Raw genomic sequence first — 11,589 nt, forward strand, 5'->3', positions numbered from 1 at the left:
TGAGCGGCTTTTTCTTAAGAGCTTCGATTAAGAAAAGCTAATTTCTTTTCTTTCGCGTTTTTCTCTTCTTTGACCTTCAGGACGGCGTTTATCACCACCGCCACTACGTGGGTCTTTAAAGCTACGCTTACGGTCTCTTTGCTCTTCGCCTCTGCCTTGACCTTGGTCGGCAGGGTGAGTGCTCTTAGTCATGTTCATAGGGCGTTGACAGATGTGAACGCTCTTGAAGTGGCTAAGTACATCACTTGGCATATTTTGCGGCAATTGAACCGTGCTGTGTTCATTGAACAGACGGATCTCACCGATGAACTTGCTTGAGATATCCGCTTCGTTTGCGATAGCACCAACGATGTTCTTAACCTGAACACCATGATCACGACCTACTTCGATACGGTAAGTATCCATTGGACCTGATGCACGGTCACGACTACGAGATTTGCGTTCACCACGCTCGCCACGGCTACCATCTCTGTCGCGACGCTCGCCACGACGGTCGTCACGTTCTCTACGCTCACGCTGTTGAATTTGAATATCTTCAACTTTCAGCGGCGTTTGCTGCTGTGCAAGACACAATAGCGCTGCTGCTAAGTCTTCTTGGCTCAGCTCTAGCTTTTGTGCAAGGCCTGATGCGACTTTTGAGAAGAACTCAATGTCTTTGTGCTCAAGCGCTGTAGAGATCTTAGTCTCTAATGCACCAATACGCTTTTCTTCAACGACTTTCGCACTTGGTAATTCAACCTGTGCAATATCAGAGCGCGTATGGCGCATGATGTTCTTAAGTAAATAACGCTCGTTGTTCTTAACGAACAAGATTGCTTTACCTTGACGACCAGCACGGCCGGTACGACCGATACGGTGAACATAAGCTTCACAGTCTTGTGGGATATCGTAGTTAACAACAAGGCTTAGACGTTCTACGTCAAGACCTCGTGCTGCAACGTCGGTTGCGATAACGATATCTAGCAAGCCGTTCTTAAGACGGTCTACTGTGCGCTCACGCGCCTGTTGGTTCATGTCGCCGTTGAGCGGTGCAGCTGAGAAGCCTTCACGCTCTAGTAGCTCTGCAAGCTGAACAGTGTCATTACGTGTACGTACGAACACGATAGCACCGTCGTAATCTTCCGCTTCTAAGAAACGTACGATAGCTTTGTTTTTGTGTGCAGTTGCACGCCAGTAAACTTGCTCGATCGTAGATACTGTAGAGTTACGCGGAGTGATCTTAACTTGTTCAGCATTGTCTAAATATTTATTACAGATTGATTGGATCTGCTTAGGCATAGTCGCAGAGAACAAACAAGTTTGCTTCTCTTCCGGTGTTTTCTCCATGATGCTTTCAACATCATCGATAAAGCCCATGCGTAGCATTTCATCAGCTTCATCAAGTACAAGTGCGTTTAGACCAGAAAGGTCAATCGTCTTGCGGTTGATGTGATCAATCAAACGACCTGGTGTCGCCACAATAATTTGGGCACCACGGCGTAGAGCACTTAGCTGAATGCCATAGCTTTGACCACCATAAAGCGCTAGTACTTCAACGCCTTTAGTATATTTAGCATATTGCTGAAATGCTTCAGCAACTTGAATAGCCAGCTCACGCGTTGGCGTAAGCACAAGAATTTGTGGTTGTTTAACGGATGCGTCTACTTGGTTTAACAATGGCAGTGCAAATGCTGCCGTTTTACCTGTACCCGTCTGCGCTAGTCCCAGTACGTCTTTTCTTTCTAGCAATAACGGTATACATTGAGCTTGGATCTCAGAAGGTGTTTTATATCCTTGCTCTTCGACTGCTTTTAAGATTGCAGGTGAAAGGTCTAAAGATTCAAACGTAACTGGTTCTGACATTAATGCGCCTCAACTATTTTAAAGAGGCGCGAATTGTACAGGAAAGATAAAACAAAAGCTTGCATAAATTCACACTATTTTATATGTGCCTGATATTGGTTAAAATTTAATCTACAAGGTTTTGCTAATTTACTGGTAAAGGCCTAAATTTGCTTTTGCATAGGCTTCAAATTCAGTAAAGCCACCAATGTGATCTTGGTCGATAAAAATCTGTGGTACGGTAGGGCAAGGTTTGCCAGCTGACTTTTCGAGGTCGGCTTTGCTTACGCCTTCCTTGATAATGTCAACATAGCGAAAATTGAAGTCATCGCGCTCTTGGGTTAAACGCTCTGCCACTTCTTTTGCACGAACACAAAACGGGCAACCTTCACGACCAAAAATAACAGTAAACATATTCTTTCTCCTAAATGAACCTGAACTTCGGATAATTAATGCCTTTCTAGCAGCCAGTTTTAGCGCTAACTGCGTTGAATTCACTTCCAATAGCCAGCTATTGGTGCGTAAATTCGCCTGATTATCTCCAAAACTCTCTGGCTAGATAAGGAAATAATTTAATGTGAGCTTAAAAACAATGAGTTGGCTCATTCCTTATCCAAACCTCAGGTTAAATGATTAACTTTAGTATAGAGGATTAATCATGAAGGTAAATTGAATTAAAATTATGAGATTAATCAAAAAAAGCGATTAACTCCGATAGACGGTTTTGATCAAGTGGAAGCCGAACTTGGTTTTTACTGGGCCGTGCACTTCAAATAACGGCTTTTTGAATACCACATCGTCAAAGGCCTTCACCATATCCCCTTTATTGAACTCACCAAGGTCGCCACCGCGCTTTTTTGAAGGACAAAGGGAATGTTGTTTAGCCAATTTGCCAAAGTCAGCACCTTTGGCTAGTTTGGCTTTGATGTCTAAACACTCTTTTTCGGTTTTTACTAAAATATGATAGGCGCACGCTTTAGGCATGAAGGGACTCTCATTATAAAAATAAATGCGATCATGCAGAGCTTGCGCGCCTATGGCAAGTTAAAATGTTACGCTGAAGCCAATAGAAGGACGCATTTCAAAGTCATCGCTTTCCTCTTCTATATATAAATCATTGATTGATTTGACCCTATCGTAGTCAAGGTCAACATAGGCTGTATTGTCTTGGCCATATGCATTCATTAGCTCCAAAATTAGCTTGCCATTGAGACCAAATAATTCTGTTTTGCGTTCAAAGCGAATATCTAGGCGATGATAAGTATCAAAGCGCTCTGAGAATGGGTCGCCATACACAGGCAAGTAGCGGTTTGCAAATTCAGGGTTCTCTTTTACACCCACAATTGGGGTATAGGCTTGACCGCTGCGAGCGGTAAAGTTAAAGCCTCCAGACCACTTTTCACCAAAGTCATAGTGAAACACGGCATTCAGAATAAAAGGGGTATCGGCATAATAGTCACGCTTAATGCCGGTTAGCTCATCCTCACGTTCACTTTTTGCAAGGCTTATCGCAATCCAACCATACCAGTCATCGGTTTTGTTTTTGTTAACAATAAAATCAACACCGTAGGCTGTACCGGAAGTCCCATTGATGTAGTTTACTTGATATAAGGGGGCGCTTTTTGGCAGGTCATCCATGGTTTTATAATAGGTCTCGACGGAATATGACCACTCATTTTCTAACTCCTGTTTAAAACCTAAGGTATAGTGAGTTGAACGCTGTGCTTCAAGTTCCGGGTTACCAACAACAGGTAAAATGTATTCAAGGTCTTGAATGCGGCTGTAAGTGCCAGCCTTGGCTGAGATCACTGTGTCATCGTTATAGAAGTAATTGAGCGCAAGGCGTGGATGGACAATCGTCTCGTCACTGTAGTCATAATATTCGCCTACTATTCCTAATTCACTTTGCCAGTTTGGTGAAAATTGCCAAACGTGATTAACCCCAATAAAGGCAGAATCTGTTCCAGCACTCGATGTGCCCTTAATCCTTTCACCTTTATTTAGATCACAGTCGGGGTCAAACTCAGTGCAAACATAATTAAAAGCGTCGTAGCGGTAGGTGGATTTTTTGTCGTAGTAGCCGGCATCTGCAATGACACGTTGCTCTTTATTTAGCTTATAACTGGCTCGTACTTTATAACTGAGTTGTTCTTCTTCAAAATTCTCAAAGTAGCCATCAGATAAAGTCGCGCGTTGACCGTAGCGCATGGTGGCTTGGTGATTGAGATAACCGACGCCTGCGCGAATATGTAAGTCTTTGGCGTAGTGGTCCCACAAAATGTTCTGACTATTAAATTTACGAATATAGCGAGCATCGCCCTGATATTCTGGGGTTTTAAGGGCAAGATCTGACGCGCCTGAAAACCCAGCCGCAACCGAATCTTCCGCGCCATTGATATTTACCGTTAAGGTATTATTTGCATTGATATCCCACAGCCACTTGGCTTGATAGTCGTGATCATCCGGTGGATCGTTAATGGTGATCCCTGTTGGCTTGCCATCATCATCCTCAAGCTCCTCGCCATCACTGAAAAACAGCGGTAAGGTACTTTTTCTTGCTGACACATAGAATGCAGAATTTTCAGTTGCTTTACCTTCAACAAAAATACCTGCGTTAAACATGGTTAAATCAAGTGTGGTGGCAATATCTTGGTATTTTGGATTACGCAGCGTGACGTCAAACACGGCACCAGTGGCATTGCTGTAACTGGTACCAAATCCAGCAGAATTTAGCTGAAAATCTTGAATTGTATTGCGGTTGAAAATAGAGCTGCCGAAATCGTGAAAGATATATCCTGCGGGCATAAAGTCCACTTCAAAGATATTGTCGTCAGGAGAAGAGCCTCGCACGGCAGGTGCGCCCATAGATCCACCCGCAGCAACAACGCCAGGTAGAGCAAAAGCAGCCCTGAGCGGGTCGCCCATGGCTCCTGGCATGTCTACGAGTTTTTGCGCATCTTCGGTAATTTCTGAAATAACTGAGCTGCGTTTATAGATAACTTCGATGTGTTCAATTTTCTTTTCATCGGCTAATGCATGATTAGTAAGGGTAGTGCAGAGCACGAGGAGTGAAATTTTGCTGAGCGTAAAGTGTGGGGCGTGGCGCATGGTCGGCTTCCTATTCATCCTTTATTAAGATGTGCGTCAGCCTAAACGAAATAATTGTTGATTAATTTCAGAGAGTTGTAATTAACTGTAAGCGGTATACTGAGGTTTCTTACAATCTCGCTCGGATCCCTATCTCAGATGAGTAACCAACAGAGCGCTCGGTTATTTTGAAGTTTTCATCCAGTACATAATAGGTAGGGTAAGCCTGCACTTTATACGCTTGTGCTGTGGTCTGATTACCGAGCAATACGGGCATGTCTAATTGTAGATCGCTGACAAACTTTGTTACTTCTTCAGTGGAACGATAATCCAACGCAATCGCCACCGCTTTGACTTTGCCTTGCTGATGTAGTTTATCAATATTTGGCATGCTCACTCGACATACGCCGCACCAAGGCGCAAAAAAATACACGACACTTTGTTGACCTTTAAGCTGAATAGACGAATAAGTTTGCTTGGATTGTAAAATGGGTAGGTGAAATGGCGGCGCCGTTTGCTCTCCCGAGTCGGCAAGCATGTTTCTTTCTTGATAGGCTGAAACGGCGAAAAACACCAGCACAATGATGACTGCTTGGCCAAGTAGCTTGAACATACTAATGATCCCGTGATAACAATAGGCAACAATAAAGACCGCAGTGTAGCGATCTTTATTGCAGCGGATCAATGTATTTGAGCTTAACCGTAGGGGTTGTCGCCTAGGTAGCGTTTCGCTTTTTGCTCTTTTAATTTCGCTAAGTCAACGAGTACCAGACCATCGATACAGTTATTAAAGTCGGGATCTATACTAAAGCTCAGAAAGTTCACGCCTTGCTCTTCGCAAAGCTCAGTATACTGTTTAAATAAGGTTGGTACTTGAGCACCCATATTAGCAAGAATATGTTTGAGCTCTGCGAAATCTTCTTTGATGTCATCGCCACTAAACATGTGTTGATAACGGTTAAGCTGATCATTACTTAGCTTCATTTCGTTGTTCGGCGTGGCGATACCTGCAAGGTTTGAAAAGTAATGTTGGTAGTGATAAACCAACATGGCTTTTGCTTCATCCGGTAACGCGTTTGAGAGGCTGACTGCACCAAACATATAACGGTGTTCTGGGTAGCGCTTTACGAATGCACCGATCCCATACCACAGGTAATCTAGGCTCTTGCGACCCCAGTACTTGGGCTGCACAAAGCTGCGACCAAGTTCGAGGCCTTTTTCGAAGTATGGGGCCATGGCTTCACTGTACGAAAACAAACTGTCGGTATAAAGCCCGGCTTGCCCATGTTCTTCTATCACTTGCTTGGCACTTGCAAGGCGGTAGGCGCCCACCAACTCAAGCTGTTTCGTGTCCCATAACAACAAATGGTGGTAGTGCATATCGTATTTATCGATATCGCGACGATTACCACTCCCTTCTCCCACGGCCCTAAAGGCAATTTCTCTAAGGCGTCCAAGCTCTCTAAATATCACCGAGCTGCCGGTGTATTGGTAAACGTATATTTGCATGCCATCGGGTGTTTCACCGATACATTCGCACGCTTCCACTGCCTTTTTAAGTTCTTTGCGATTTTCTGGAACTGCAATGGGGGTTTGTGTTTTGAGTGGCAGTGGCTTTTTACTGGCAAGGCGATAAAGTTGCTTGCGAATAAGCGCGACTATCTCTTTGTCTTTAAGGTTATCAATAAGATAAGATTCTGGAGGAATGCTGGCGCCTATTTCAAATTCTAGCGACTTTTGCCTTTGTTTAAACATCTCTTTGACCAATAATAAACTGGCTAAAGGCTTATAAATCATACTGGTGCCGTAAAAGAGCGGACTGTTTTTCGCTTTGATAAAAATGGGTAGAATGGGGCAGTTGGCTTTTTTAGCCATTCTTAAAAAGCCAGAGTTCCATTTACAGTCTTTAATACCGGTTGGGCTTAAGCGAGAAACTTCACCTGCTGGGAAGATAAGTAGCGCCCCCTCAGATTTTAAATGCTTGTGAATGTTTGCCAGCTCTTGCTTTTTACTGGTCCCTGAGAGGTTATCAACAGGCAGTAATAGTGGATGCATTGGTGTAACCGACATCAACATCCGGTTAGCAACAACCTTTAAGTCAGGCCGTACTTGCGCCAGCACTTTGATTAGTGCCAGTGCATCTAAAGAGCCAATAGGGTGGTTTGCGACGATCACCACCGGACCTTCGCTTGGGATATGCTCTATTTGCTTTGGTTTAAAGCGAGCGTCAAAATCTAACTCATCGAGCACCTGTTCAACAAACTCGAGCCCCTGCAAATGGGGGTAGGTGTCAGCAAACGCGACAAACTCTTGCTCATGCAAGAGATAACCAAGTCCTTTTTTTACTAAACCTTTTACCTTTGGGGAGTTTTCAAGTTGTGGAAGATTTGCTTCAATGACTTTATCTACACTGATCATTTTTCATCACCTGTTGGCGCTTTTTTGCAAGAGTAAAAACTATTAATGACAAGCATGTTGCATTGGTATGTCATTTATTTTGCAGTGATAGCGTATAGCGAAAATAAAGGAACGATATGGCTTTACTTATTTGTGTTACTGGTCGTAATAATGACAAGTTAGTTGCTAAGCTAGCGGCGCTGCTGCCGCAGCAAACCTTGCTTGAATGGCCCGTTGATGATGTTAGCTTATTAAAGGAGGTCGAGTTTGTACTGGCATGGAACGCGCCGGAGACGCTATGGTCACAGCTTCCTAATTTAAAAGTTGTGCATTCTTACGGTGCCGGTGTTGATAGTATTCCGATGCAGCTATTACCACCACATGTAGAAGTTGCGCGTATCGTTGACCCAAATTTAGCGAATGATATGGCTGAATATGTATTAGGCCAACTATTAAGTCATAAGCTTAGAGTTAGAGAGTACGGGCACAATCAATCTCAGCAAATATGGAAGCCAAGGCGCGCAAGAGCAGGTCGCACGGTTGGTATTATGGGGATGGGGCAACTTGGCCTTGCGGTCGCGCACAAGCTACACGTAAATGGATTTAACATCAAAGGTTGGTCCGGCTCTGCAAAACAACTCGACAATATTGAGCATTTCAGTGGGCAAGATGAGCTAGCTGCTTTTCTTTCAGATATTGATTATCTTGTGTGCCTGCTACCATTGACTGAACAAACAAAAGGGATATTGAACGCCCAGCTATTTGCACTCGCGCCAGATCATTGCGTACTCATCAATGTTGCAAGAGGAGGTCATCTTAACGAGGCGGATTTACTCAATGCATTAGCGGCTGAGACGTTTGGCGGGGCTATTTTAGACGTGTTTGACACTGAGCCACTCCCTGCATCACATGCTTTTTGGCAGCAGCCAAACATTAGTATTACTCCACATGTTGCCGCATTAACCAGTTTGAATACGGCTGCTCAGCAAATTGCTAACAACTATTTAGCGATGCAGGAGGGCAAAGCACTCGTTCACTCAGTCCAGAAAAAACAGGGCTACTAATTGATTAAATGATTGTAATTAGCCACAGAGCAGAGTGTAAAGAGAATAGAATAAACTACTGTATAAAAAAACATCTTGAGTGTTTATGAATGATGCATTAATTTAACAAAAAAACAATAATAAAAAGGTCTAACCCATGAAGCAAAGTCAAGGTGGCGCGAAATTATCACTTGTTGTGGTTTCGGTTATTTTGTTAGGTGTATCAGCTTGGTTTAATCAAGCTAGTGCAAGTGAACTTCAGGGGACGACACCCACCGCAAATAGCAAATAAGCCGAGTTTTACTCGGCTTTTTGTTTTTTAGCGTTTAGCGTTTAGCGTGACGCTCTCTATTCTCTTGTTTTTTCTCTTCACTCTTTCTTAGTAGTACGTAAGTAGAGCCGCTACCACCATGGCATTTTAATGCAGAGTGAAATGCCAACACTTGCGGCATTTCTTGCAGCCATTTATTTGTATAGCTTTTCAATACAGCGGGAAAGGGTTTACTGTTTAAACCGATACCATGTCTTAATAACAACACTCGGATGCTTTTCGCATGGCAATCGGTAACAAAGTCAAACAAGGCTTTACGGGCATCATGAAAGGGTTTGCCATGTAAGTCTAAGGTAGCATCAACTTGGTATTTACCTAATCTGAGATTTTTGTATACACCATCTTGGACGCCACTTTTTTTATAGGCGAGTAGATCGTGTGGATCTAATAGATCGACGTACTCTGTAGATAAGTAATTAGGATCAAACTCAAGTTCTTGCTCGGCGGCCTCGCGTTTTGCGAGTTGCGAAATAGTAGGTTCGTTTTTGTGACGGCGTAATTCTGCTTTTTTGTCTTGGGCGAGCGGAGTGACGTCGCCCATTGAAGCTAAAAATAGCTCTTCATCAGTCATGGCCATACTGCTTCTCCATTAACAAGCAATGATGGCCATGATTTTAGCGCACCGAAGTGAAATAGGGAACTAGTCGCTGGGAACTAGTCGCTGGGAACTAGTCGCTATGAACTAGTTACTGCAAAGAACTAGTGAACTTCCAGCTGACCAAAGGTATAGACTTTGAATAGATAAAAAGTATTTATCAAAATCAAGCTAAGGTTAGAAATTACACTGGTGTTCATCAGATCAAGGCTAAACGAGATAAAAAGTACGCCACATGCGCACACAGCAGCTACTCTTAGTAGCGTTTTATGGTTAATAAAAAAGGCACCAAAACCTAAAGTAAGTAATATTAAGTTAAGTAGCCAGTCGAGCTCGTTTGCCATTGTCTGTTTGGTTCTCCAAATGCGTTTAAAGGATCGCCATTATGGTGATCATTTATGCTTCATTCAACTGATAAATTTTATGATTTTCACATTAGAAATTTTAATGGATTAATGGTGGCTGAATACTTATGTAGCAGCGCTTGCATAAGTCGTTACAAATACCCAGACGCACTTTTTATTTCTTTGTGAATAGTCTCAGCTATAGTTAAGTATCTTCATGATTATCATAAACAAGTTGATGAATCAGCGCAGATTAAGAAATGCATACCTATACTTAGTTACATATGTACAAACCTAAGAGAGTTCCGCATAAGGCGATAATAAAAAGCCGTAGGCGACAAAAATAATTAAGGAAAGGCAATGAAAATGCTCAAGTACTACCTGTTTGCAAGTCTCTGTTTAGCCGCACTCACGATCCACAGTATTGGATCTTGGCTAATGTTGCCGCTTGCGTGGTTTACCGTCTCTATTTCTTTAGTTACTTTTGCTTATGCAACCAACTATCCGCACATATTTAGAAAGCACGGTACAGGCAAAATTCCTTGGTATATAACTTGGCTATTTTGGCCTTATTTAGGCTGTGTACATTTATACAATGCAATTGAAAGAGGTAGAGATGTTGTTGATGCATTTCAGCCGCTTACCGATGATTTATTTGTTGCTTGTCGGTTATTTCCAAGCGATGTGGATATGCTTAAGGCGGAAGGGATTGAAGCCATTTTAGACGTAACTGCGGAGTTTGATGGGTTAAACTGGTCAGCAGAACAGCAAGGCTTACACTACCTCAATATTCCAGTGTTAGATCATCAAGCGCCTACCTCAGAGCAGTTAGCGCATGGCATGGCATGGATAGCGGCGCAGCACGAATTAAAGCGAAAGGTTGTGGTGCATTGTGCGTTAGGTCGAGGACGCTCAGTGTTCTTTTGTACTGCTTATTTACTTGCAACCAACCCCGATTATACCGTCCGTGAAGCACTTGAAAAAATTCAAAACCGCCGTGAAACAGCAAGGTTAAACAAGCATCAGCTAAAAGGGCTGACAAAGCTACATCACAGTCAAAATTTTACCCATAGTGAGCAGGCGGCATTAGTCATTAACCCTGTATCAGGATCGGGTAAATGGTTTACCTATGAAAACGACATTGTGGGTATGCTGACGGAAAAATATAACTTATCCATTCACTTTACAGAGAAAGAGACAGATGTCGCGGCTTTGGCTAAACAAATCATGTCTGATAAACAGCCAAATATCATCATCGCAGGAGGCGGTGATGGCACATTAGCAAGTGTTGCTCATGGTGTTCATCAAAGTGATGTACAGTTTGGTATATTGCCTTTAGGTACTGCCAATTCCTTAGCGACCGTGTTACTTGGTTCACTGTCCAAAATAGATCCCATTAACCGTGCCTGTGAAGCAATTTTAGCGGGTAAAACTAAGCCTATTGATATAATGAACTGTAACGGCCGCACCGCGCTTTTAGCAGCAGCCGTTGGCTTTGGTCAGGAAATGATAGAAAAGGCTGGGCGTGAAGAAAAGAATAACTCGGGGCAATTAGCCTATATTCGAGGCCTTTGGCAGGCGGTAAGTGAGAATAAGCCTCTTAATTTTAAAGTGAGCTTTGATGGCGCTGAGCAATCTCAAATAGAATGTGTTAGTCTGGTTGTAGCGAATGCAGCACCAAAAACCACAATTCTTGCTCAAGGTCATGGAGAGCCAATCTATGACGATGGCAAACTAGATATTACGATTTTACCGGTTGAGCCGGATGGTGCGCAGAATCTTACGGTAGCCGAACTTATTTTACCTAAATTGGACGGCAAACCTTCTAATATTCGCACCGAGCAGTGCGAAAAGATAAACATAGAATTTGAACAAGAACAACACTTTGCACTAGATGGTGAAGTGCTTAGTGCAAAAAGTATTGAGATAGTGATCCAGAAACACGCGCTGAACGTAATGGTTCCGAATTAG

Annotated in this window: 11 protein-coding genes; 3 read left to right on the top strand and 8 right to left on the bottom strand. The window is 43.0% G+C overall.

What is annotated here, in order from left to right; all coding sequences use genetic code 11:
• Positions 1 to 27: 27 nt before the first annotated feature.
• From L1271_RS01565 to L1271_RS01590, 6 genes are all read right to left on the bottom strand, one after another.
• Complete coding sequence (locus tag L1271_RS01565; RefSeq protein ID WP_102057245.1) at positions 28 to 1,842, bottom strand: DEAD/DEAH box helicase; 1,815 nt, start codon at positions 1,840 to 1,842, stop codon at positions 28 to 30.
• A 129-nt stretch (positions 1,843 to 1,971) separates the two neighbouring features.
• Positions 1,972 to 2,235: a GrxA family glutaredoxin gene (locus L1271_RS01570; protein ID WP_010378880.1), complete on the bottom strand. Its 264-nt coding sequence runs from the start codon at positions 2,233 to 2,235 to the stop codon at positions 1,972 to 1,974.
• 291 nt (positions 2,236 to 2,526) lie between these two features.
• Positions 2,527 to 2,805: a peptidylprolyl isomerase gene (locus tag L1271_RS01575; RefSeq protein ID WP_010378882.1), complete on the bottom strand. Its 279-nt coding sequence runs from the start codon at positions 2,803 to 2,805 to the stop codon at positions 2,527 to 2,529.
• A 60-nt stretch (positions 2,806 to 2,865) separates the two neighbouring features.
• On the bottom strand, positions 2,866 to 4,929 hold the full coding sequence (locus tag L1271_RS01580; protein ID WP_235366623.1) for a TonB-dependent receptor plug domain-containing protein: 2,064 nt from the start codon (positions 4,927 to 4,929) through the stop codon (positions 2,866 to 2,868).
• 109 nt (positions 4,930 to 5,038) lie between these two features.
• Entirely contained in the window at positions 5,039 to 5,521 is a 483-nt protein-coding gene (locus tag L1271_RS01585; RefSeq protein ID WP_211866660.1) for a TlpA family protein disulfide reductase, read from the bottom strand.
• Between the two features lie 83 nt (positions 5,522 to 5,604).
• Positions 5,605 to 7,326, bottom strand: a complete 1,722-nt coding sequence (locus L1271_RS01590) for a GNAT family N-acyltransferase (protein WP_235366624.1) — start codon at positions 7,324 to 7,326, stop codon at positions 5,605 to 5,607.
• A 116-nt stretch (positions 7,327 to 7,442) separates the two neighbouring features.
• Between L1271_RS01590 and L1271_RS01595 the strand changes: the two genes are divergently transcribed.
• Both L1271_RS01595 and L1271_RS24675 read left to right on the top strand, forming a co-directional pair.
• Positions 7,443 to 8,369 (top strand): 2-hydroxyacid dehydrogenase, encoded by a 927-nt coding sequence (locus L1271_RS01595; RefSeq protein ID WP_235366625.1) that lies wholly within the window; start codon positions 7,443 to 7,445, stop codon positions 8,367 to 8,369.
• A gap of 136 nt (positions 8,370 to 8,505) precedes the next feature.
• Positions 8,506 to 8,640 (top strand): hypothetical protein, encoded by a 135-nt coding sequence (locus L1271_RS24675; RefSeq protein WP_010378895.1) that lies wholly within the window; start codon positions 8,506 to 8,508, stop codon positions 8,638 to 8,640.
• A gap of 34 nt (positions 8,641 to 8,674) precedes the next feature.
• Here the strand turns inward: L1271_RS24675 and smrA are convergent, their stop codons facing one another.
• Both smrA and L1271_RS01605 read right to left on the bottom strand, forming a co-directional pair.
• Positions 8,675 to 9,256 carry a DNA endonuclease SmrA gene (smrA, locus tag L1271_RS01600; protein WP_010606588.1) on the bottom strand — a complete coding sequence of 194 codons (582 nt, stop codon included), beginning with the start codon at positions 9,254 to 9,256 and terminating at the stop codon, positions 8,675 to 8,677.
• A 122-nt stretch (positions 9,257 to 9,378) separates the two neighbouring features.
• The gene (locus L1271_RS01605; RefSeq protein WP_010378899.1) at positions 9,379 to 9,618 is read right to left on the bottom strand and encodes a hypothetical protein; all 240 of its coding nucleotides are present in this window, start codon (positions 9,616 to 9,618) and stop codon (positions 9,379 to 9,381) included.
• A gap of 360 nt (positions 9,619 to 9,978) precedes the next feature.
• Here L1271_RS01605 and L1271_RS01610 point away from each other — a divergent pair, with 360 nt between their 5' ends.
• Positions 9,979 to 11,589 carry a diacylglycerol kinase family protein gene (locus L1271_RS01610; protein WP_102057240.1) on the top strand — a complete coding sequence of 537 codons (1,611 nt, stop codon included), beginning with the start codon at positions 9,979 to 9,981 and terminating at the stop codon, positions 11,587 to 11,589.

It is taken from the genome of Pseudoalteromonas sp. OF5H-5 (assembly GCF_021530695.1).
Classification (GTDB): domain Bacteria; phylum Pseudomonadota; class Gammaproteobacteria; order Enterobacterales; family Alteromonadaceae; genus Pseudoalteromonas.